At 70.3% G+C, this 20,834-nt stretch carries 19 protein-coding genes, 1 tRNA gene and 1 pseudogene; 8 read left to right on the forward strand and 13 right to left on the reverse strand.

Annotated features, from left to right (window positions below; all coding sequences use genetic code 11):
* Positions 1–47: 47 nt before the first annotated feature.
* From pknB to ABH926_RS08710, 6 genes and pseudogenes are all read right to left on the reverse strand, one after another.
* Positions 48–2,147 (reverse strand): Stk1 family PASTA domain-containing Ser/Thr kinase, encoded by a 2,100-nt coding sequence (gene pknB / locus ABH926_RS08685; protein WP_370364879.1) that lies wholly within the window; start codon positions 2,145–2,147, stop codon positions 48–50.
* A 195-nt stretch (positions 2,148–2,342) separates the two neighbouring features.
* On the reverse strand, positions 2,343–3,818 hold the full coding sequence (locus ABH926_RS08690; RefSeq protein ID WP_370364881.1) for a peptidoglycan D,D-transpeptidase FtsI family protein: 1,476 nt from the start codon (positions 3,816–3,818) through the stop codon (positions 2,343–2,345).
* A gap of 581 nt (positions 3,819–4,399) precedes the next feature.
* Positions 4,400–5,836: pseudogene (locus ABH926_RS08695) on the reverse strand (FtsW/RodA/SpoVE family cell cycle protein); the annotation flags it as partial.
* Positions 5,837–5,841: 5 nt separating this feature from the next.
* A complete protein-coding gene (locus ABH926_RS08700) occupies positions 5,842–7,863 on the reverse strand; it encodes a hypothetical protein (RefSeq protein WP_370364882.1) in 2,022 nt (673 codons plus the stop codon).
* A gap of 19 nt (positions 7,864–7,882) precedes the next feature.
* Positions 7,883–8,407, reverse strand: coding sequence for an FHA domain-containing protein (locus tag ABH926_RS08705; RefSeq protein ID WP_370364883.1), 525 nt, complete (start codon positions 8,405–8,407; stop codon positions 7,883–7,885).
* A 21-nt stretch (positions 8,408–8,428) separates the two neighbouring features.
* Positions 8,429–9,466 carry an FhaA domain-containing protein gene (locus ABH926_RS08710; RefSeq protein WP_370364884.1) on the reverse strand — a complete coding sequence of 346 codons (1,038 nt, stop codon included), beginning with the start codon at positions 9,464–9,466 and terminating at the stop codon, positions 8,429–8,431.
* Between the two features lie 461 nt (positions 9,467–9,927).
* On the opposite strand from ABH926_RS08710, the gene ABH926_RS08715 reads away from it, so the two are divergent.
* A tRNA-Leu gene (locus ABH926_RS08715) sits at positions 9,928–10,011 on the forward strand.
* A 151-nt stretch (positions 10,012–10,162) separates the two neighbouring features.
* On the opposite strand, the gene ABH926_RS08720 is transcribed toward ABH926_RS08715, so the two are convergent.
* The 3 genes from ABH926_RS08720 to ABH926_RS08730 are packed head-to-tail and all read right to left on the reverse strand — an operon-like array spanning position 10,163 to position 12,222.
* Positions 10,163–10,810: a class I SAM-dependent methyltransferase gene (locus ABH926_RS08720; protein WP_370364885.1), complete on the reverse strand. Its 648-nt coding sequence runs from the start codon at positions 10,808–10,810 to the stop codon at positions 10,163–10,165.
* A 57-nt stretch (positions 10,811–10,867) separates the two neighbouring features.
* On the reverse strand, positions 10,868–11,680 hold the full coding sequence (locus ABH926_RS08725; protein WP_370364886.1) for a DsbA family protein: 813 nt from the start codon (positions 11,678–11,680) through the stop codon (positions 10,868–10,870).
* Positions 11,677–12,222, reverse strand: coding sequence for a SigE family RNA polymerase sigma factor (locus tag ABH926_RS08730; protein ID WP_370364887.1), 546 nt, complete (start codon positions 12,220–12,222; stop codon positions 11,677–11,679). Before ABH926_RS08730 ends, ABH926_RS08725 begins: the two co-directional genes overlap by 4 nt.
* Before the next feature lie 174 nt (positions 12,223–12,396).
* Here ABH926_RS08730 and ABH926_RS08735 point away from each other — a divergent pair, with 174 nt between their 5' ends.
* The 5 genes from ABH926_RS08735 to ABH926_RS08755 are packed head-to-tail and all read left to right on the forward strand — an operon-like array spanning position 12,397 to position 15,525.
* Positions 12,397–12,819, forward strand: a complete 423-nt coding sequence (locus ABH926_RS08735; protein ID WP_370364888.1) for a DUF4260 family protein — start codon at positions 12,397–12,399, stop codon at positions 12,817–12,819.
* The gene (locus ABH926_RS08740; RefSeq protein ID WP_370364889.1) at positions 12,812–13,342 is read left to right on the forward strand and encodes a TetR/AcrR family transcriptional regulator; all 531 of its coding nucleotides are present in this window, start codon (positions 12,812–12,814) and stop codon (positions 13,340–13,342) included. The genes ABH926_RS08735 and ABH926_RS08740 overlap by 8 nt, the downstream gene beginning before the upstream one ends.
* A gap of 51 nt (positions 13,343–13,393) precedes the next feature.
* Positions 13,394–14,344: a Gfo/Idh/MocA family protein gene (locus ABH926_RS08745; protein ID WP_370364890.1), complete on the forward strand. Its 951-nt coding sequence runs from the start codon at positions 13,394–13,396 to the stop codon at positions 14,342–14,344.
* Between the two features lie 46 nt (positions 14,345–14,390).
* Positions 14,391–15,035 carry a LysE family translocator gene (locus ABH926_RS08750; protein ID WP_370364891.1) on the forward strand — a complete coding sequence of 215 codons (645 nt, stop codon included), beginning with the start codon at positions 14,391–14,393 and terminating at the stop codon, positions 15,033–15,035.
* A 16-nt stretch (positions 15,036–15,051) separates the two neighbouring features.
* Entirely contained in the window at positions 15,052–15,525 is a 474-nt protein-coding gene (locus tag ABH926_RS08755) for an N-acetyltransferase family protein (RefSeq protein ID WP_370364892.1), read from the forward strand.
* Here the strand turns inward: ABH926_RS08755 and ABH926_RS08760 are convergent.
* The gene (locus ABH926_RS08760; protein ID WP_370364893.1) at positions 15,522–16,262 is read right to left on the reverse strand and encodes a tyrosine-protein phosphatase; all 741 of its coding nucleotides are present in this window, start codon (positions 16,260–16,262) and stop codon (positions 15,522–15,524) included. The genes ABH926_RS08755 and ABH926_RS08760 overlap by 4 nt on opposite strands.
* 28 nt (positions 16,263–16,290) lie before the next feature.
* Positions 16,291–16,710 carry a winged helix-turn-helix transcriptional regulator gene (locus ABH926_RS08765; RefSeq protein ID WP_370364894.1) on the reverse strand — a complete coding sequence of 140 codons (420 nt, stop codon included), beginning with the start codon at positions 16,708–16,710 and terminating at the stop codon, positions 16,291–16,293.
* 143 nt (positions 16,711–16,853) lie between these two features.
* Between ABH926_RS08765 and ABH926_RS08770 the strand changes: the two genes are divergently transcribed.
* A complete protein-coding gene (locus ABH926_RS08770) occupies positions 16,854–17,717 on the forward strand; it encodes an SDR family oxidoreductase (protein WP_370364895.1) in 864 nt (287 codons plus the stop codon).
* Between the two features lie 115 nt (positions 17,718–17,832).
* On the opposite strand, the gene ABH926_RS08775 is transcribed toward ABH926_RS08770, so the two are convergent.
* Positions 17,833–19,452: an MFS transporter gene (locus tag ABH926_RS08775; protein WP_370364896.1), complete on the reverse strand. Its 1,620-nt coding sequence runs from the start codon at positions 19,450–19,452 to the stop codon at positions 17,833–17,835.
* A gap of 95 nt (positions 19,453–19,547) precedes the next feature.
* Between ABH926_RS08775 and ABH926_RS08780 the strand changes: the two genes are divergently transcribed.
* Positions 19,548–20,150, forward strand: a complete 603-nt coding sequence (locus ABH926_RS08780; protein ID WP_370364897.1) for a TetR/AcrR family transcriptional regulator — start codon at positions 19,548–19,550, stop codon at positions 20,148–20,150.
* A 32-nt stretch (positions 20,151–20,182) separates the two neighbouring features.
* On the opposite strand, the gene ABH926_RS08785 is transcribed toward ABH926_RS08780, so the two are convergent.
* On the reverse strand, positions 20,183–20,800 hold the full coding sequence (locus ABH926_RS08785) for a TMEM165/GDT1 family protein (protein WP_370364898.1): 618 nt from the start codon (positions 20,798–20,800) through the stop codon (positions 20,183–20,185).
* Positions 20,801–20,834: the final 34 nt, after the last annotated feature.

The following is a 20,834-nucleotide window of genomic DNA, read 5'->3' on the forward strand; positions in this document are numbered from 1 at the left end:
AGCCCCGCACGGAATTCCGTGCGGGGCTTCGCTATAGCGGGAACCGCTTAGTTGCCGCCGCCCTTCTTGGACGTCGACGGGTTGCTCGGGCAGCCCGGGGCCGACGGGTCGAAGTTGCAGATGGGGTTGTTCGACGAGGTCTGGCCGTTGCCCGGTCCGGACGTCGTCGTCGTGGGGTTGCCGCCCTGACAGGTCGGGTCCGACGGGTCGCACTGCTGCTGGGAGCTCGACGAACTGGTCGGCGGCGCCGGCGGCTGCGGCGCGTAGTAGACCACGATCGGCGTGTCGGCGGGGTACTGGCCGTCCGGCGTCGGGCTGATCCGGGTCACGTCGCCGGGCTGCTGACCGTTGGCGGTGTTGTCGACCGTGGCCGTGACGTTGCTGAAGCCCTCGCCCTTGATCTGGTTGACGACGCCGCCGTACGGCTGGCCGGCGAAGTTCCCGGTGCTGAGCGTGGCCTTCGCCGGACCGCTGGAGACGATCCAGCCGATCTGGACCTTGGTCACGTCGGGGACCTGCTTGCCGTCGAGGATCGCGTTGTTGCTGCCGGCGTCGACCACGTCGATGATGTTGCCGCTCGGGACCTTGGGATCCGGCTGCGAGGTGATCAGCGGGTTGCTGAGGTCGAAGTGGGCACCGGTCAGGTACTGCCTCAGCTGGTCCTGGTTCATTCCGTTGAGGGTGGCCTTCTGCGGCACCGTGCCGTTCTGCGGGCCCAGCGACAGGCAGTAGGTGATCGGCCCCGGCTTCCCGTAGGTCCCGGCCGCCGGGTTCTGGGCGATGATCGTCCCGGCGTTCCCGGAGTGCACGTCGGTTCCGGCGGGGCAGTCCTTGCCGCTGCCGGCGGCCAGGCTGAACCCCGCGTAGTCCGGCTGCCCCAGCATTTGCTGCGCCTGCTGGACGTTCTTCACCCCGATGCCGAAGTCCGGCACCGCCTTGGAGTTGGCGTTGCCACCGGACTTCAGCAGCGACTTGGCCAGCAGGACCGCGGCGATGACCGCCGCGATACCGGCCACGGCCAGGATGATGTACCCGGTCCGGCCGCTCTTCTCCGGCTCCGGAGGACGGCGCGGCTCAGCACGGCGCGGCGGGGCCGGCGGACGGCCCGAGTCCCCGTACTCGTCGTCGTAGCGCGCCGTGGCGGGCTGCTGGTAGCCGGTCGGCGCCTCGACCGCGGGCATCGCCCGGGTCTGGCCGACCGCCGCCGCGGCACCCACCTGGCGCGGGTCCAGCCGCTGGGTCGGCATGTTCGCCGCGCCCAGCACCGCGGTCTGCGCCTCGGTCGGCCGGCCGTCGAGCACCCGCTCGATGTCGGCGCGCATCTCGGTGGCCGACTGGTATCGCGCATCGGCCGTCTTGGCCAGCGACTTCAGCACCACCGCGTCGATCGCCGGGCTGACCTCGGGGTCGTAGGACGACGGCGGCTGCGGCTCCTCGCGCACGTGCTGGTAGGCCACGGCCACCGGGGAGTCGCCGACGAACGGCGGCCGACCGGTGAGCAGCTCGAACATCAGGCAGCCGGTGGAGTACAGGTCGCTGCGGGCGTCCACGGTCTCGCCCTTGGCCTGCTCCGGCGAGAGGTACTGCGCGGTACCGATGACCGCGGCGGTCTGCGTCATCGTCATGCCGTTGTCGGCCATGGCCCGGGCGATGCCGAAGTCCATCACCTTCACGGTGCCGGACCGGGTCAGCATGATGTTCGCGGGCTTGATGTCGCGGTGGATGATGCCGTTGCGGTGCGAGTAGTCCAGAGCCTGCAGCACGCCGGCGGTGATCTCCAGGGCCCGCTCGGGCAGCAGCCGGCGGCCGGAGTGCAGCAGGTCGCGCAGCGTGGAGCCGTCGGCGTACTCCATCACGATGTAGGGGACCGAGACGCCGTTCTCGAAGTCCTCGCCGGTGTCGTAGATGGCCACGATCGCAGGGTGGTTGAGCGAGGCCGCGGACTGCGCCTCGCGGCGGAACCGCGCCTGGAACGTGGGGTCGCGGGACAGGTCGGCACGCAGCGTCTTCACCGCGACCGTGCGGCCCAGGCGGGTGTCGCGGGCCATGAAGACCTCGGCCATCCCGCCTCGGCCCAGCACGGAGCCCAGCTCGTACCTGCCGCCGAGCCGCCGCGGCTGTTCCGCCCCGGGGTAGGTTCCGGACATCTCATCGCTCCAGCTCATCGATCGTCGCGCGGGTGGCGCGGCGGTCTGACATCGTCTCAGTCGAAAACTTGCTTCCGGCAGTATCCCCCGAACCGGCTCCCGCGCCAGACCGCCCGCCGGAATCGCCCTCGGACCGGCCCTCCCGCTACCCGGGCCGGCCGGTCCGACACGCCACCCGGGCCCGTCCCGTCACTTCTAGCTCATGCCGAGCGCCGCCTTCAGCACCGCCTGGGCCGTGGGGCCGGCGAATCCGACGCCGCTGATATCGCTGCGGATGGAGGGGTCGTTGGACTCGACCATGACCGCCACCGCGACCTTCTTGCCGTTGGCGCTGCCGTAGCAGACGAACCAGGCCAGCGGGTTCTGGCCCTGCCCGCGCTGCGCGGTACCGGTCTTGGCGCCCATGTGGATGCCGGGGATGCCAGCGTGCTGCGCGGTGCCGTTGGCCACCACGTTCTGCATCATGTCGTCGAGCGTGGCCGCGGTCGCCGGGCTCATGGCCTGGCTGAGCTCGTGCTGGTGGTCCGACCCCTTGTAGGTGACGTGGCCGTTGGGCGCGGTCTCCTTGTCCACCAGGTAGGGCTGCATGATCGTGCCGCCGTTGGCCACCGAGGCCGCGATCATCGCCGCCTGCAGCGGAGTGACCTGGGTGTCGCCCTGGCCGATCGAGTCCTGCGCCAGACCCAGGGTGTTGCTGCCGATGCTCGCCACCGACGGGAAGTTCGACTGCGCCACCGCCAGCGGGATCTTCAGGCTCGGGTCGTTGAAGCCGAACTTCGAGGCGTAGGAGGACATCACCTGCGAGCCCAGCTTGGCGCCGACGAAGCCGTAGACGGAGTTGCAGGACTGGGCCAGCGCGGTCTTCAGGTCGGTGCCCGGGCAGGGGCCGTCCTCGTTGGGCAGGTTGTAGCCGGAGCCCGGGACGGAGTAGGAGTTGGGGTCGGCACCGGTCGGGCCGGTCTCGGTGAACTGGCCGGAGTCCAGGGCCGCGGCCGCGGTGACGATCTTGAACACCGAGCCGGGCGGGTAGTTCTCCTGGATAGCGTGGTTCAGGTCCGGCTTGTCCTTCTGCGACTCCAGGGCCTTGCCCGCGGCCGAGGAGGTGTCGCCGTCGTTCGACGCTATCCCGTTGGGGTCGAAGGTCGGGTTGGAGTACATCGCCAGGATCGCGCCGGTGGTCGGGTCCAGCGCCACCACCGAGCCGCTGCGGCCGTTCAGCCCCTTGATGGCGGCCTGCTGCACCGCGTTCTGCAGCGTGAGCTGGACGTCGCCGCCCTTCTTGGACTTGCCGGTCAGCGTGTCCATGAAGTTGGCCACGGACTCGGAGCTGTCAGTACCCGCGAGGTAGCCGTCCAGGACGGACTCTATGTCCCGGGAGCCGTAGCCGATCGACTTCCAGCCGGTGACGTTGGCGTAGTCGGACTTCAGCGGGTACGTGCGCTGGTACTTGTAGGACAGACCGCCGGAGGGGACCGAGTCCGCGATGACGGTGCCGTCCGCGGTGAGGATCTTGCCCCGCGGATAGGCGAAGGCGTCCAGCAGGGTGCGCTGGTTGCCGGCCCGGGCCTTGTAGCTGTCGGCGTTGACCACCTGCAGGTAGTTGGAGCTCACGAGCAGGCTGGCGATGAGCAGGAAGCAGAACAGGGCCACCCGCCTGATGGGCTGGTTCACGGTCCGTACCTCCGCTCAGACGGGCCCGGCCGGCCCGGCGCGTCACCCGGGTTCGCCCCGGGTGCCGGGGTCGGCCGCGTCCGCACGTCTTCGTCCTCTTCGTCGTCTTCGAACACCGGGGTATAGGACTCCGTTGACCCGTGTTCCGGTTCCGACCTCGGCTGGGATGTGGCCTGGATCGCTTGGGTCGCCTCCGCTGCGCGCAGCATCGTCTGCTCTCCGTAACCGCGGGGCTGGGAGGGGACGGCCTGCGTCACATCGCCGGCACCGGCCGCCGCCGCGGCGTTCGCCTGGCGCACCGGCATCGGCTCGGTGGGGTCGGTCGCGCCCGGAGGCGTCGGCCCGGCAGGTCCGCCGGGTCCACCGGGGCCACCGGGTCCGCCGGGGCCGAACCCGCTCTGGGCCAAGCCGCTCTGCTCAAGACCGGTCTGTCCGAGACCCGGCTGGGCCAGTGGGTGCGGCCGGGCGGGACCGCCGGGACCGCCGGGACCGGCGGGACCCTGCGGCGGCGCGGGCTGCGCGTGCCGGCCCGGAGTGGCGTTCGACGGCATCTTCTGGGCGGCGGCCAGGCGCATGGCCCGCAGCTCGTCGTCGGACAGCGGGATCGCCGGCGGCAGCGGACGCCGCGCGGAGTCGGACAACCGGATCAGCAGCGCGACCACGACCCAGTTCGCCACCAGCGCCGAACCACCGGCGGCCAGGAACGGCATCGGCAGACCGGTCAGCGGGATGACGCGCATGACGCCGCCGGCGGTGATGAACACCTGGAGCGCGAACGTCACGGACAGACCGGCGGCCAGCAGCTTGCCGTAGTTGTCGCGGATCAGCAGCGCGGTCTTGAAACCGCGCATCACGAACAGCGTGTAGACCATCATCAGCGCGAACAGCCCGACCATGCCGAGCTCCTCGCCGACCGTGACCAGGATGAAGTCGGCGTTCTTGGCGAACCCGACCAGCCAGGGCCGGCCCTGGTCCAGGCCCTTGCCGAAGATGCCGCCGGTGGCGAAGCCGTAGATGGACTGCGAGATCTGGTCCGAGGGGCAGTTCTTCCCGCCCGCCTGGGCACAGATCTCGCCGTTGAACGGGTGCAGCCAGTTGTTCACGCGCGCCTGGACGTGCGGCACCGTCGTGGCGATGAACACAGCGCCGCCGACGAACGCGGTGACACCGAAGACCAGCCACGAGGTCCGCTCGGTCGCGATGTACAGCAGCACCACGAAGGCGCCGAAGAACATCAGCGAGACACCGAGGTCGGTCTCGAAGACCAGGATGAGCATCGCCAGGACCCAGCAGACCGCGATCGGCCCCATGTCGCGGCCGCGCGGGATGTTCAGGCCGAAGACGCGGCGCGAGGCCACCCGCAGCGCGTCGCGCTTGGCCATCAGGAACGCGGCGAAGAACGACACCAGCAGCAGCTTGCCGAACTCGGCCGGCTGGATCGAGACCCCGCCGGGGAAGCGGATCCAGCTCTTGGCGCCGTTGGCGCTGGAGATCGAGGCCGGCAGCACGGCCGGGATCGCGACCAGGAACAGGCCGGTGACCATCGAGATGTACGCGTAGCGCTGCAGGATCCGGTGGTCCTTGACGAACAGCAGGAACAGGGCCAGGGCGATGATGCCCAGCGCGGTGTACATCAGCTGGTTCGTCGTGGACCCGCTGGGCGGGGTGTGGTACTTCGTCGGGTCCAGCTTGTGCAGCGCCTGGAACCGCTCGGAGTCGTAGATGTCCAGGCGGTGGATCAGCACCAGGCCGATGCCGTTGAGGAAGATCGCCAGCGGCAGGAAAAGCGGGTCGGCGTAGGGCGCGGCATAGCGGATCAGCAGGTTGGCGACGATCACCACCGCCGCCAGGCCCGCGCCGTAGCCCCACATGCCGGCCGGCAGCTTGCCGTTGTCGGCCAGGCCCACGTTGGCGTACGCGAACATGGCGACGGCCACCGCGAACAGACTGAGCAGGAGCTCAGTGTTGCGGCGCTTGGGGATCAGCGGTTCTTCGGGCCGGGGCGGGGCGGCTGACATCGACACTACTGAGGACCGTCCGTTGTTCCGGCGCAGTACGCCTTCATCTGCGGGTCGTCACCCTGCGTCCCGGGGGCCGAGGACGACGACGTGGGGTTCTGCGGCTCCGGCGTGCCCTGCACGCCGCCGGTCGAGGCGGTCGTGCCGGTCGGGACGCCGGTCGGCGCGTTGCTCGGCGGGGTGGACGCCGGGCCGTTGGCCAGCGGGGCGCCGACCTTGGACGACGCGGGCGGGGTGGTCGGGGCGAGGTTCTGCCCCGGCACCGTGGTGCCTGCCGGCTTGCCGGACGCGGGCTGGTTCAGCGCCTGGCTCTGGACGGTCGTCTGGCTGTGCCGGTAGTCGGCACAGGACTTCGCGGCCGCCCGGTACTGCTCCAGGTACGCCAGCGCGGCGCCCTCGGAGCCGAACGATTCGGTCTTGTACAGGTCGGCGCGCTTGCTCTGCGGCACCGAGTTGATCCACAGCGGGCCCTCGGCCATCGTCTGCTGCGACGCGGCGAACGACAGCTGCGACATGCCCTGGTACAGCAGCACCTGCTTGCTGTCCGAGGAGGGCGTCACGTAGTACTGCCCCTGGCTGTACACATACGCCCCGCCCGCGCCGGCGGCCAGCACCACGACCACCGCGCCGGTGATGAACAGGCCCTTCTTGCCGCGCTTGGCGGGGGCCGGCCCGCCGGGGCCGGCGGGCGCGCCGTCCGGTCCGCCGTAGCCGCCGGCACTGCGCCGACCGCCGGGGGGGTTCTGGTTCTCCGCCTCCGGCACCAGGCCGCGCTGCCCGGGCACCGACTCCAGCTCCGTGGTCTGCGCCGACGGGTCGAACTGCTGGGGCGCGGTGGCCACCGGTCCGCCCGGGTGCTCGGCCATCTGCTGGTTCTGCTGGTTGCGGCGCGAGCGCAGCCGCGCGGCCCGGCCGGCCGGGTGGTTCTGCGGGAAGTCGTCCTGCGGCGGGCCGCCCGATGCGGGCTGGCCGCCGGCGGCCGGGGTGCTGAACCGGGGCAGCTGCTCGACGCCCTCGCTGGCCGCGCCGACCACGACCGGGGTCAGCGACCCCAGCATCTGCGTGGCCTCGTTGGGACTGGCGCCCGGGATCGTCCCGTCGTCGAGGGTGTCGGCGACGATGCAGGTGATGTTGTCCGGGCCGCCGGCCCGCAGCGCCAGCTCGATCAGCGTGTCCACGGCCTGCTGCGGGTCCGCGTAGGCGGCCAGCGTCTCGGCCAGCGTCTCCTGGGAGACGAAGCCCGACAGGCCGTCGGAGCACAGCAGGTAGCGGTCGCCGGCGTAGGCGTCGAAGGTACCGATGTCGGCCTCGACCTGGGTGCGGCCGTCCAGGACCCGCATCAGCAGGGAGCGCTGCGGGTGGTGCCCGGCCTCCTCCTCGGTGATCCGGCCCTCGTCGATCAGGCGCTGCACCCAGGTGTGGTCCGCGGTCATCTGCTCCAGCAGGCCGTCGCGCAGGCGGTAGGCGCGGGAGTCGCCGACGTGCACCATGCCGAACCGGCCGCCGGACCACAGCATCGCGGTCAGCGTGGTGCCCATGCCCTCCAGCTCGGGGCGCTCGGCCACGATGGCCCGCAGCCGCTCGTTGGCCGCCACCACCGCGCCGCCCAGCAGCGCCAGGTCGGGCTCGCCGAAGGCCGGGTCGGGGGCCGAGTGCGGGTTGCCGGACTCGCGGGCGGCCAGGTCGTGCTGGGAGATGTGCAGGGTCTGCTCGTTGTCCGACACGCCGCCCGGGCCGGGCGCGGGCGGACCGCCCGGACCGCCCGGGCCGCCGGGGCCGGGCCGGCCCTGGCCGCCGGGCACCATCGCGGGCATCTCCCCGGTGCCGGACAGCAGGTCCTCGCCGCCGGGCGAGTCCAGCCGCAGAACCGTCGTCATCACGACGGAGCTGGCCAGCTCACCGGCGGCGGCGCCGCCCATCCCGTCGGCGATCGCCAGCAGCCGCGGGCCGGCGTAACCGGAGTCCTCGTTGCCCTCCCGGATCAGCCCGACATGGGAGCGGATCGCGTACCTGAGCACAAGAGCCATCTGGCACCTCTCCTTATCCCTAAGCGCGCAACTCGAGCACGGTCTTGCCGATGCGGATCGGGACACCGATCTGTGCCACGGTCGGCGCGTTCAGCTTCGTCTGCCCGAGGAAGGTGCCGTTGGTGGAGCCGAGGTCTTCGACTATCCACTGCCCGGAGGCGTCCGGATAGAGCCTCGCGTGCCGGCTGGAGGCGTAGTCGTCGTCCAGCACGATGGTCGAGTCGTGCGCGCGGCCCATCGTCACCTGCTGGCCGCTGGTGATGTTGACCGTGGTGCCGGCCAGCGAGCCGCCGACCACCACCAGGCGGGTGGGCATCGGGGGGCCGCTGCGCCGGGCACCGGGGTTGTAGGGCTGGCGGGCGCCGCCGCGCGCGGGAACCTGTTGGGTCGACGCGGCGGCGGCCTTGGCTGCCTTGGCCTGCTGGCGCTTGCTGTTCCGGGATCCGTAGAGGTCGGAGCGCATGACCCCGACCGCGGAGAACACGAACAGCCAGAGCAGCACCAGGAAGGCGAGCCGGATCACCGTGAGGGTCAGCTGGGACATCTGTCGTCGGTCCGCCTCGGCCTAGCCCTGCTGACGGAAGATGATCGTGGTGGTGCCCAGGTGGATCACCGAGCCGTCCCGCAGGGGGGCCTGCGTGACGTGCTGGTTGTCCACCACGATGCCGTTGGTGGAGCCCAGGTCCGACACGTACGACGGCGTCCCGATGCGGATCTCGGCGTGCCGGCGCGACACCGACGGGTCGTCGACCCGCAGGTCGACGTCCGTGCCGCGGCCCATCGTGGTGACCGGCTTGGTCAGCATGTGCCGCGCGCCGTTGATCTCCACCCAGCACTGGGTCTGCGACTGCTGCGGCGGCGCGTACTGCTGCTGCTGTTGCTGCCCGCCGGGCGGGCCCCAGCCGGGCTGCTGCGGCGGCGGCTGGCCGTAGGGGTCGTACCCGCCCTGGTCGTACCCGCCCTGGTCGTATCCGCCCTGGCCGCCGGGCGGCGGCGCGCCCCAGCCGGGCTGCGGTCCGCCCTGGCCCTGCGGGGGCGGCTGCGGGGCGCCCCACGGCGCGGGCTGCGGCACCGGGTTCGGCGGCGGCACGGGCTGCAGGCCGCCGGGACCCTGCGGACCCCCGGGGCCCTGGGGTCCACCCGGGCCCTGCGGGCCGCCCTGGTATGGGGGAGGCTGGCCGTAGGGGTCGTAGCCCTGGGGCTCGCCTTGCATCTGAGACACGGGCACCACTCCTGCCAACGCCTGACTTTGGATCCGGAACATCCCCGTGTCGAGATCGGCCGCACGCGCGAACTTCACCTCGACAGGTCCGACGAACATATAGCGCTGTTCCGCACCGTACTCACGGACGAGTTCGGCGAGTTCAGCGCCCAGGGGGCCGGCGTACGTCGCCAGCCTCTCGTAGTCCACGCCGCCCAACTCGACCGTGAAGTCGTTGGGCACCATGGTCCGTCCCTGGCTGACTATGGCCGCCCGGTCATCGCACTCGCGCTGAAGCGCGGACGCGATCTCGACCGGCTGGACCTCGGACTTGAATGCCTTGGCGAAGGCGCCGTTGACCAACCCTTCGATGCGTCGCTCGAACCGCTGTAGGACTCCCACGGACACCCCCTTCCGGCGCGCCAGCCTAGCGTTGACCGGCCTCGCAGACCATTCTGTCGTCAGCGCGCCCTCGTCGGGACGCCGTCGTCGTCGGACCCACGGTCACTCGCGCCCTCCGCCGCCTGCGACGTCCGGCCCGCGTGCCTGTTACGGATGAGATCGTAACCACCCCGTCCCCCGCTGCGTACCCACATCGCCGCGAGATCAGCCGCACGGCCGCGCCCACGCAGCTCAGCGGCCCGACCGAAAGCGACCCGCTCAAGCGGCCCGCATGTCGGGAGGCGAACACCCTCTCGTCACAAGGACGTGCGACACCCCCTGCCGGTTCCCATCGTAAATCCGGTCGCCGAAACGGCCGATCACCGGACGTACCGGGATGTGACGAGCGCTACCTCGGGGGCCGTCGCCATATTGGCGGGAGCGACCTTCGGCGCGTGCTAATGTTTGTGCAGCAAGAGCGAGCGCGAGTGGCGGAATAGGCAGACGCGCACGGTTCAGGTCCGTGTGCCCGAAAGGGCGTGGGGGTTCAACTCCCCCCTCGCGCACTTGTGAGCAGGAAGACAGGCCCGGTCCTGGTGATCATCATCAGGAAGCCGGGTCTTTTCTGTTTTCCACTCGTCTGGCCGAATCGCGCCGGAGCCGGGCCCGGTCTGGTGATCTTCCAGCCCCGTCATCGGCGGTCCTCGGGATTGGTTCTTAACCCTCGCCCCCGTCGCCCGCGACGCGCGCCAGCACCCACTGCCAGCTCTCGCTCCCCATCGCGGTCCGCATGTTCACCAGTTCGTCCAGCAGCGGGGTGAAGCCGGCCTCGGCGAGGTGGCGGACGTTCGTCGCGGGGTCGTGGCTGGAGAAGAACATGGGGACGCCGAGCCAGGGCTCGACGTCGTCGGCGGAGCCGCCCCGGCCGAAGGAGGCCAGCAGCAGCCCGCCGGGACGGAGCCAGCCGGCGATCCGGTCCAGGAGCGGCCGCTGCTCCGCACGGGGGATGTGGTTGAAGCTGTAGAAGGCCGTCACCGCGTCGAAGGAGTCCTCGGGCAGGTCCAGGTTCGTCATGTCCGCCTTGAGGAAGGACGCCGCCGGCACCCGCTGCGCGGCGAGCGCCAGCTGGCCGGCGGAGATGTCCACGCCGAGCACGTCGAATCGCTGAGCCAGCAAGGCGGTGGCGGGGATTCCGGCGCCGCATCCGAGTTCGAGGACCCGGGCTCCGTCACCGAGGTGGCCCCCGAGTTCGCCGACGAAGCGGACCCGCGGATCGTCGGGCACACCCTCGCCGTACGCCGACAGGTACTGCTCGGCCATGGCGTCGTATCCGGACTCGATGATCGCTTTCGGGTCGGTTGTCATGAGTCGCCAAGCTAGTCCCGAACTGGGGCGGCGACCACGGGTTTTCCGCGCACGACCTCAGTGCGGTGCGATCTCCCGCACCAGCCAGTCGTCGACGGTCTTTCCGAGGTCGCCGCCGGCCGGCACGCCGCCGGTCCACTGCTTGCCGTCGACGGTGATGCAGGGCACGCCTTCGCAATGCAGCGTGGTGAAGGCGCTGTCGTAGTTGAGGTTGATCGCGGCCGCAAAGGGCTGATCGTCCACGCACTTCTCGAACGCCGCGGTGTCCAGTCCAGGGATCTTGCGCGCTATCGCGATGAGCGTCGAAGCCGTGAAGGCGTCGACGGTTTCCGGCGGCTGGTTGGCGAAGACCGCCCCGCGATACGCCGAGAAGTCGCCTTGCGCGGCCGCGCACTGCACAGCGTTGCCCGCGGCCAGGGAGCCGCTCCCGGGCGTCACGCCGGACCTGTCGATCAGGTTCACCGGGCGGTACTCCACCTGGATCCGTCCGGAATCAGCTTCCTGTTCGAGGAAGGCGCTTGTCCCGCTGTCGGCCTGCCGGCACGGCGGGCACCGGTAGTCGTCGTAGACCACGACCTTCGTCTTCGCCGACGCCGGCCCCAGCGTGACCACCGCGGCCCCGGCACCGACCACACCGGCCTGCGGGCCTTGGCCGTCGGCGGATCCGGCCCCGAGCGACGTGCCTGCGATCACCGCGGCCGCCACCACCCCGAGGACCCCCGACCCGGCCAGGCCGTTGCGCCGGCGCAGCGAGGAGCGTCCGCGCCGCAGGATCGCCTCGGTCGGCGGCGCCGCGACCCGGGCCGCGGTCGCGGTGCCCGTCATGACCTCGCGCAGGCCGCTCTCCCACTCCCAGGCCTCGTCCGTCATGTGCGTGCTCCCTTCATCGCCGCCGCGGGTCCGTGGAAAGCGGACAGTCCCGCCAGCCCCGCGTCGTTCCGCAACTTCGCCAGCGCGCGCGAGGCCTGACTCTTGACCGTGCCGACGGAGCAGCCGAGCAACGCGGCGACCTCGCTCTCCGCCAAGTCCTCCCAGTACCGCAGCACCACGATCGCGCGCTGCTTCGGCGGCAGCGTGGCGAGCGCGGCGAACAGCACGCCCCGTTCCTCGACCCCGCAGCCGTCGTCGGGCGGCCAGGCGGCGTGCTCGGGGACCGTGGCGACGCTGTACTCCACCGGCCGTTTGGACCGGAACCGGCTCCGGTTGGCGTTGACCAGGATCTTGCGGACGTAGGCGTCGACGTCCTCGACCCCGCGCACGCGGTGCCACGACCGGTAGGCCTTGATCAGCGTGGTCTGCGCGAGGTCCTCGGCGTGGCCGAGGTCCCCCGTGAGCAGATACGCCGTCCGCACCAGCCCCGGCCACCGCGCTGCCGTGAAGCGGCGGAACTCGTCTTCGTCCTCGGGACGCATCCGGTACCCCCTTCCGCACCACAGACCACGGACTCCCCAGAACAGGTTGCATCACCGGGAACCCGGACCGGAAGCGGCGCGATTGACAGGCTAATGCCGTTAGCCTACGGTGAAGCTAACGACGTTAGCCGCGATTGCGGCGCGCAGACCCATCGCACGAGACTGGGGACCACGATGACCACCGTCGACTCCGCCATGGCGACCACCGAGCACCACCTCCCCTCCGCCCTGCGCCGCGGCGGCTGGGCCGCCTGGGCCGTGTTCCTCACCGCCTTCGCGATCCTGGAGGGTGTGAACCACGGCGCCGGCAGCTGGCTGGCCCTGGTCGGCGGTCTGATCGCCCCGGATCTGACCTTCTTCGCGGCCGCCGGCGCGCACGAGCCGGTCCGCCAGGGCCAGCTGCCCCGCAAGGCGGTCCCCTTCTACAACACCGCGCACCGCACCTGGATCCCGTTCGCGCTCGCCGTCGCCTACTCAGTGTCCCCGCTGCAGGTGCCCGCGCTGTTCACCTTCCTGCTGGCCTGGATGCTCCACATCGCGATCGACCGCGTCGCCGGATACACCCTGCGCACCAAGGAAGGCTTCATCCGTGGCTGAGCACCACACCGGAGCGCTCACCGAGCGGCAGCGGCAGATCGCCGAGGCCGCTCGTGCGCTGCTGGACGCCGAAGGCCCTGAAGGCCTCACGATGCGCCGCGTCGCGGACGCCCTGGGTATCAAGGCACCGTCTCTCTATAAGCACGTTCCTGACAAGACCGCGCTGGAAGCCCTTGTCGTCGCGGAGGGATTCCTCGAGTACGCCGAAGCACTGGAAGCCGCGATCGCCGACGCCGACAATCCCTTGGCGGCGCTGGCGAAGACCTACCGCGAATACGCTGTCGCGCACCCGCACCTCTACAGGCTCATGAACTACAGGCCCCTCCGGAGGGATCTCCTCCCCGAGGGACTCGAGGAACGCGCCGCTCTGCCGCTCCTCAAGGTCATCGGGGACGACGCGGCCAGAGCCCGGGCCCTGTGGGCTTTCGCACATGGCATGGTGAGCCTGGAGATCGACGGCCGGTTTCCTCCGGACGCCGACATCCCGGCCGCATGGGGCGCCGGACTGGCCACGTTCGCATAAAGATCCCGACGACGCGGAACAACAGGCCGGCCGGGACGGTTCCCTGCGATCATGACCGACCTCCCGCTCCGCCTCGGCGTCATCGGCCTCGGCGCCATGGGTGCCGAGATGCTCGCGATCGCCGCGGCGCATCCGGACGTCGCCGTGGAACTCGCGGCCGATCCCAGCGAGCCCGCTATAGAGCGCGCACGTATAGCGAATCCCGCAGTGACGTTCACGAACGACCCGATGGCGATCATCGCGCGCACCGACATCGATGCCGTCTACATAGCGGCGCCTCCCATAACGCACGCGCGCTATGCGATCGCGGCCATGGAATCCGGCAAAGCGGTCTTCTGTGAGAAGCCCCTGGCGGTGGATCTCGCGGAAGGCCAGGAGATGGTGGACGTCGCCGCCGCCACAGGCCTGGTCAACGCACTCAACTACACGCTGTCCGACCGGAGCGCCGCAGTGGAGGTCCTGCGTGCGGTTCGCGCAGGGGAAGCCGGCGACATCCTCAGCGTGGACATCCAGTTCCTCTTTCCAGAGTGGCCGCGGGACTTCCAGAAGGAAACCCGCTGGGTGGCCGGCCGAGAGCAAGGCGGGTTTCTGCGCGAAGTCGGCTCGCACTATGTGTTTCTCACGGACCGCGTCCTAGGTCCCCTCACTACAGTCCATACAGAGGTCTCCTATGGAGCAGACGGAGAGACCACCGCGACAGGGCTGTTCTCCGCGAGCGGAACCCCGGTACGGCTAAGCGGAAACGTCGCAGCAGGCCCTGAGACCTACTGCTGGACCCTTTACGGCTCCCGCCGCTCCTATCGGATCACCTCCTGGGGCGACCTCTCTATAGCCGACGCCGGCGGATGGCAGCCGGTCACGCTGACCGGGCCGCGCGGAGGCGAGGACACTCGCCTCGCCGAGTTCGTCGGCGCGGTCCGCGGCCGTCCCTCAACGCTGGCCGACTTCGCTGCGGGATTGCGCGTGCAGCGGGCGATCGAGGCTTTCCACACAGCGGGATAGGGGAAATCTGTTTGCCGCGGCCACCGCGGGTCCGGACGATGAACCCATGCTGGCCACCCTGCTGCCCTTCCTCATCGCCTGTACCGCGGTCGCCGCGGTTCCCGGACAGAGCACGGCGCTGATCATCCGCCAGTCGATCCGCGGCGGGAAGCGGGCCGGGGTCGCGACCGTCCTGGGCAACGAAAGCGGGGTGTTCGTCTGGGGATGCGCCGCGGCGTTCGGCTTCACCGCACTGCTCGCGGCCTCCCAGATCGCCTACGACGGCATGCGGATCGTCGGTGCCTGCGTGCTGGCGTGGTTCGCCGTCCAGTCCTTCCGCTCCGCCCGCCGGATGAAGGGGGAGCAGAGCTCCGAGGAGCCCGATGAGGCCGACGGCGGCACTCGGACCCGGGGACCGCTGTGGTCCTACCGCGCCGGGCTGCTGACGAACCTGGCCAACCCGAAGGCCGCGATCTTCGCGATGTCCTTCCTGCCGCAGTTCGTCCCGGCGGGTGCCCCGAAGCTGCCGACCATGGTTCTGCTGGCCGCGGTCTGGGCCGTCTATGAGGTCTTCTACTACTCGCTCTATGTCTGGTGCGTCCAGCGGATGCGCGCGTTCTTCAGCCGGCGCGAGGTCCGCCGCCGCATGGAGCAGGTTTCCGGCACCGTCATGCTCGGACTGGCCGTGCGGATGGTCGTCGAGAACAGCTGACGGGTATCACCCGGGCATGACCGACATCGAGATCCGCCCGGCGACTCTGGACGATCTGGACGGCCTCACCCACGACAGCGCCGCGTTGTTCGCCGAGGACGGCATCACGCGGGACCGGCTGCGCGACCCGGACTGGCCGCGGGACAACAACCGCGCATGGTGTGCGGGGCTGATCGCCGCTCCGGATGCCCTGGTACTGGTCGCTTTAGAGGAAGGCGCAGTTGTCGGACACCTGATCGGCACCTTTAGTCCGTCGTCCTCTATGTGGACGGCGGCGCGCGCCGAACTGGTCAGCACACATGTAGCGCCCTCCTATAGAGGACAAGGGATTGGCGGCCGCATGGTCGAGGACTTCATCGCCTGGGGACGCGACCGCGGAGCGGCACGCCTTCACGTCTCCGCGTACACGGCGAACAGCGCCGCGATCCGCTTCTATCAGCGGTTCGGCTTCGCGGCGCTGTCGATCGAGCTAACCCTCGATATGGATTAAGCCCCGACGTCGACTAGCTTCGCCTTCAACGCGGCGATCAGAGCGTCATCCACACCGAGTTCCTTCTCTGTGTATCCCTGCACTGAGCCGTACTGGGATTTCAGATCAGCGATGAACAGCTCCATCGGCTCCTTAGGAGCTCGGGCATATGCGGACCACGAGAGCTCGCGGCCCGGATAGAACGCCTTCCAGTCCGCGATCAACCGCTGGGTCGCCAACTCCGTCAGCGCGAAGTCGTCCAGCACGTTCTCCTCGGACACACCGATCAGGCTGAGGACGAGCATCGCGATGATGCCGGTCCGGTCCTTGCCGGAAGCACAGTGGAAGACGGTGGTCCCAGACTCCGGGTCGGCGATGACGTCCAGAACCCCGCGGATCTCCTTGACGCCGTCCTGCGCCACTTCCATATAGCGATCAGCGAGGAACCGCCACGGATCGAAGCCGTCCCCCAGCGCACCCTGGTCGTACGGCCGGTGCTCGATGCTCAGATTGACGTAGCGCAGCCCCGGGAACTCCGGCACCCGGCCGGACTGCTCGATCTCCCACGGGTACCGCAGATCGATGACCGTGTGGACGTCCAGCGCGCGGAAACGCTCGACATCGGCGGACTCGCTCAGCTTCCGGAGGTTGTCCGAGCGGTACAGCACGCCCCACTTCGTCGCGCCGCCCTCGGCCGCCGGATAACCGCCGAGGTCACGGAAGTTGTGCAGGCGCTGGAATTCCACGTGTCGGGTCATGGCGCCCAGTCTGGATCACCGCCGGCGGCTATGCGGCGCCGGCCTGGTCGTAGCGCGCCTGCGCGGCCATGACCTCCGGCATCCGGGCCTCCAGGAACCGCACGAGCTCCTTGAGCCGGTCCGAGGTCTGCACGCCCAGCGGCGTCAGCTGGTACTCCACCCGCGGCGGCATCGTCGACTGCACCTCGCGGGCGACGAAACCGTCCCGCTCCAGGGCCTGCAGCCCCTGGGACAACATCTTCTCGCTGACCCCGTCGACCCGGCGGCGCAACTCGTTGAACCGGACCGGTCCCTCGCGCAGCACCATCATGATGAGCGTGCCCCAGCGGCCGGTCACGTGCTCCAGCGTCCGGCGCGTCGGACAGCTCGCCTGCAGGACGTCGTAGGCCATCTCGATGGCGCGCTCTTCCGGATCGGTCACCTCGGTCACCTCGGCGCGCGTACTCATGCGCTCCACGGTACCTCACACGCTTTCCATGCGGTAGCGCTGTGCCACGGGTTGCGCTTTCTGAAGGTTAGTGCCATCGTCGGTACCGCACTAACCAATGGAAAGCGCCCCGCGGGGCCGCCGCCTGACCCTGAGGAGTCCCCATGACCATCGCCATCACCGCCGCCGGCGGCCACCTCGGCCGGCTCGTCGTCGAAGACCTGCTGCGGCGCGGCGTCCCGGCCGGGCAGATCCGCGCGATAGTCCGCACCCCGGAGAAGGTCCAGGACCTCGCCGACCGCGGCGTGCAGGTCGTGCGCGGCGACTACGCCGACGTTCCGGGCCTGACCGAGGCGCTGCGCGGCGCCGACAAGTGGATCTTCATCTCCTCCAGCGGCCCCGACGAGGACCGCCTCAGCAACCACCTGTCCGCGCTCCAGGCAGGCGAGGCGGCCGGCGTCGGGCACGTGATCTACACCTCGATCCCGAAGGCCGAGACCAACCCGATCAACTTCGCCTCGGTGCACAAGGCCACCGAGGCCGCGATCAAGGAGTCCGGCCTGTCCTTTACGTTCCTGCGGAACAACTGGTACTGGGAGAACCTGACCGCGACCCTGCCCGGCTCCGTCGAGCACGGCGCGATCATCGGCGCGGTCGGCGCGGGCCTGACCGCCTTCGCCTCCCGGGCCGACTACGCCGCCGCGGCCGCGGCCGTGGCCACCACCGAGGGCCACGAGGGCCAGGTCTACGAGCTCACCGGCGACAAGGCCTACAGCTACGCCGAGATCGCGGCCGAGGTCTCGCGCCAGGCCGGCAAGGAGGTGGCGGCGGTGAATCTGGACCCGGAGGAGTACCGCTCGACGCTGGCCGGCTTCGGCCTGCCGGCCTTCCTGGCCGAGGGCCTGGCCGACGCCGACTCGAAGATCGCCGAGGGCGCGCTGGCGGACGTGACCGACACCCTCAGCACCCTGATCGGCCGGCCTACCACCACGGTCGCCGAGGCCGTGACCGACGCGCTCAAGGCCTGATCCCGTCTGAGGAAACGCCGAGTCCGCCGGTCTCCCCATCGGAGACCGGCGGACTTGTGTTCATTCGGATCCCGTGCTCATTCGGACCGGTGCGGACCGGCGTCGGCACCCCGGCTCACACCGCCGTCGCGGCGTGGTCGGCGGCCGGCTCCAACGAAGGGGCCTTCTTGCTCTTCTTCTCCTTCTTGGGCGCCGGCGGCAGGACCGGCTCGTTGCGCATCGCCCGGAAGGCGAACACCGCGGTGAGGAGCAGCACGCCCGAGCCGACCACGGCTGTGGTGTGCAGGCCCGACGAGTAGGCGTCGCGAGCCGTTGTGAGCAGGGCGTGCGTGGCCGGGCTGGGGAACTGCGCGGCCAGCGCGTCCGCGCCGCTGACGGTCTCGTGGCCGGCGCGCACCGCCGCCTCGGGAGCGCCCGCCGCGCCGACGGTCTGCATCTTGTGGTGGTAGATCGCGGCGCCGATGCTGCCCAGCAGCGCCATGCCCAGCGAGCTGCCGAGCTCCGCGCCGGTCTCGTTCAGCGCCGAGGCCGAGCCGGCCCGCTCGGCCGGGGCCGCGGCCATCACCATGTTCCCGACGATGCTCTGCGCCGCCACCACGCCGCCGGCCGCGACGCCCGCGCCGACCACCAGCACCACGATCGGGTTGCCCGGGCGGGCCATGGTCAGCACCAGCGCGCCGGCCGCCGAGACCAGGAACGCCACGCCGATGATCCGGGCCGGCCGGACCTTGGTCGTCAGCGCTCCGGTGACCCCCATGCCCACGCTGATGAACGGCATCGCCGCCATCGACCACAGCGCCGCGGTGAACGGCCGCATCCCGGCGACCGACTGCAGGTACTGCGTGTTGAAGAGACTGAAGCCCATCAGGACGAAGTTGCCGCACAGGTTCACCAGCATCGGCGCCCGGAAACCGGGCTTGCGGAACAGCTCCATGTCGATCAGCGGGTTCTTCGCGGTGTGCTGCCGGATCACGAAGGCGATGCCCAGGGCGACGCCGAACGCCAGCGCCGCGGCGGCGGTGACGCTGAAGCCGTCCACGGCCAGCTGCTTGACGCCGTACACCGCCGGGAAGATGGCGGCCATCGACAGCACCGAGCCGAGGATGTCGAACCGGTGGCCGGACGCGGCGGCCTTGTACTCGGGCAGCAGCAGCGGGCCCAGGACCAGCAGCAGCGCCATGGCCGGCAGGTTGATCAGGAACACCGAGCCCCACCAGAAGTGGTTCAGCAGCACGCCGCCCACGATCGGGCCGAGCGTCACGCCGCCGATCAGGCCGCCGGTCCACAGCGAGATGGCGGTCTGCCGCTGCTTGGGGTCGTGGAACATGTTCCGGATCAGGGCCATCGTCGAGGGCATCAGGGTCGCACCGGCCACGCCGAGCAGCGCCCGGGTGCCGATCAGCATCTCCGCGCTGCCGGAGTAGGCGGCGACGACCGAGGCCGCGCCGAACGCGGTGGCGCCGATCAGCAGCAGCCGGCGCCGGCCGATGCGGTCGCCGACGGCGCCCATCGTGATCAGCAGTCCGGCCAGCGCGAAGCCGTAGGCGTCCATGATCCACAGCTGCTGGGTGGCGCTGGGCTTGAGCGAGGCGCTGATGAACGGCAGCCCGAACAGCAGCACCGACATGTCCATCGAGATGAGCAGGCACGGCAGGACCAGCACGGCCAGCCCGATCCACTCCTTGCGGCCGGCACGTTGGGCCGGTGCGTTCTCAGGGCTCTTGGTCGTCGTCATGGGATGACCGTACAACCGTCTTGGACGTTTGTGCAAGACCTGCGTTCAAGACACTCGTACGAGACATGCGTCTAAGACTGCGCTAGGCTCGGCGCATGAGCAACCGTGACGACCTCCTGGCGGGGGCCAAGAAGTGTCTGCTGGAGAAGGGCTACTCGCGCACCACCGCACGGGACATCGCCCAGGCCTCGGGCGTCAGCCTGGCCGCCATCGGCTACCACTTCGGGTCCAAGGACGCGCTGATGAACGAGGCGATGTTCCAGGCCATCGGGGAATGGGGCGACCACCTGGAGGAGGCCTTCGCCAAGGCCGGGCCCGACCTGTCGGTCCAGGAGCGCTTCGCCCGCGTCTACGACGACGTCTCCACGACCTTCGACCGGAACCAGCCGCTGTGGATGGCCAGCTTCGAACTGATCCTGCAGCTCGACCACATCCCCGGCGCGCGCGAGATGTTCAAGAACGCGATCCCGGAGGCGCGCAAGGGCCTGGCGAACCTGATCCTCGGGATCCCGGAAGAAGACCAGGGCTTGGACATGGAACTGGGAGCCGGCGCGGTCCTGTACTCCCTGATGGCCGGCCTGCTGATCCAGCGCTTCGCCGACGCCGACCGGACGCCGACCGGGGCGGACATGGCGCGGGGGCTGCGCCAGCTCGCGGACGTCCTGGATGGAAGCGAGAAGGCAGCGGCGGTCTCCTAGCAGCTCGGGGCCGGGTCACCGGCACCCGCCGCTCAGCCGGCGACGGCCTGCCACAGGCTGACGCCGGCGAGCACGATCATCACCAGCGCGGCCAGCCGCACGATCAGGTGCAGCGGCAGCACCCTGAGCAGGCCGCGGCCGCCGACGATCGCCAGCGCGCCGACCGTCCACAGGCCGAGTGCGGCGCCGATCCCGACGGCCAGCGGATCGGCGAACTTGGCGGCCAGGTTCGCGGTCACGATCTGGGTCAGGTCCCCGAACTCGGCGACCAGGATCACCCCGAAGGCGGTTCCGGCCACCTTGCCGAACCCGGCGTCGGCCCCGAGGTCCGGGGCGGTGTCCTCCTGCTGCCCCGGTATCGCTTGCCCCTCCTCGCTGCCCCCGTGGCCGTGGCTGCGCAGCATCACCACCGCACCGGCCAGGAAGAGCACCGCGACCACGGCCTCCAGCGGACGCCGCGGCACCAGCGCGAGCAGGGAGCCGGCCGCCACGGCCAGGCAGACGTGCACCAGGAAACCGGCCGCCACCCCGGCGAACACCCAGGACGGTCGGTACCTGGCCCCCAGGATCAGGGACGCGATCGCGGTCTTGTCCGGCAGTTCGGCCAGGAACACCACGCCGAAGGTGGTGAGGAGGGCGGCCAGACTCATACGGCGCTCACGAGCGTCAAACTACTGCGAATCG

This window comes from Catenulispora sp. GP43 (genome assembly GCF_041260665.1).
Taxonomy (GTDB): Bacteria; Actinomycetota; Actinomycetes; order Streptomycetales; family Catenulisporaceae; genus Catenulispora.

Excerpts from the sequence above, each read along its gene's own strand:
- ABH926_RS08770 (WP_370364895.1), top strand. The coding sequence starts at position 16,854 with ATGACCATCGCCATCACCGCCGCCGGCGGCCACCTCGGCCGGCTCGTC.
- ABH926_RS08785 (WP_370364898.1), bottom strand. The coding sequence starts at position 20,800 with ATGAGTCTGGCCGCCCTCCTCACCACCTTCGGCGTGGTGTTCCTGGCC.
- ABH926_RS08725 (WP_370364886.1), bottom strand. The coding sequence starts at position 11,680 with ATGACGGACGAGGCCTGGGAGTGGGAGAGCGGCCTGCGCGAGGTCATG.
- ABH926_RS08720 (WP_370364885.1), bottom strand. The coding sequence starts at position 10,810 with ATGACAACCGACCCGAAAGCGATCATCGAGTCCGGATACGACGCCATG.
- ABH926_RS08745 (WP_370364890.1), top strand. The coding sequence starts at position 13,394 with ATGACCGACCTCCCGCTCCGCCTCGGCGTCATCGGCCTCGGCGCCATG.
- ABH926_RS08755 (WP_370364892.1), top strand. The coding sequence starts at position 15,052 with ATGACCGACATCGAGATCCGCCCGGCGACTCTGGACGATCTGGACGGC.
- ABH926_RS08765 (WP_370364894.1), bottom strand. The coding sequence starts at position 16,710 with ATGAGTACGCGCGCCGAGGTGACCGAGGTGACCGATCCGGAAGAGCGC.
- pknB (WP_370364879.1), bottom strand. The coding sequence starts at position 2,147 with ATGTCCGGAACCTACCCCGGGGCGGAACAGCCGCGGCGGCTCGGCGGC.
- ABH926_RS08730 (WP_370364887.1), bottom strand. The coding sequence starts at position 12,222 with ATGCGTCCCGAGGACGAAGACGAGTTCCGCCGCTTCACGGCAGCGCGG.
- ABH926_RS08760 (WP_370364893.1), bottom strand. The coding sequence starts at position 16,262 with ATGACCCGACACGTGGAATTCCAGCGCCTGCACAACTTCCGTGACCTC.
- ABH926_RS08750 (WP_370364891.1), top strand. The coding sequence starts at position 14,391 with ATGCTGGCCACCCTGCTGCCCTTCCTCATCGCCTGTACCGCGGTCGCC.
- ABH926_RS08775 (WP_370364896.1), bottom strand. The coding sequence starts at position 19,452 with ATGACGACGACCAAGAGCCCTGAGAACGCACCGGCCCAACGTGCCGGC.
- ABH926_RS08700 (WP_370364882.1), bottom strand. The coding sequence starts at position 7,863 with ATGGCTCTTGTGCTCAGGTACGCGATCCGCTCCCATGTCGGGCTGATC.
- ABH926_RS08705 (WP_370364883.1), bottom strand. The coding sequence starts at position 8,407 with ATGTCCCAGCTGACCCTCACGGTGATCCGGCTCGCCTTCCTGGTGCTG.
- ABH926_RS08780 (WP_370364897.1), top strand. The coding sequence starts at position 19,548 with ATGAGCAACCGTGACGACCTCCTGGCGGGGGCCAAGAAGTGTCTGCTG.
- ABH926_RS08735 (WP_370364888.1), top strand. The coding sequence starts at position 12,397 with ATGACCACCGTCGACTCCGCCATGGCGACCACCGAGCACCACCTCCCC.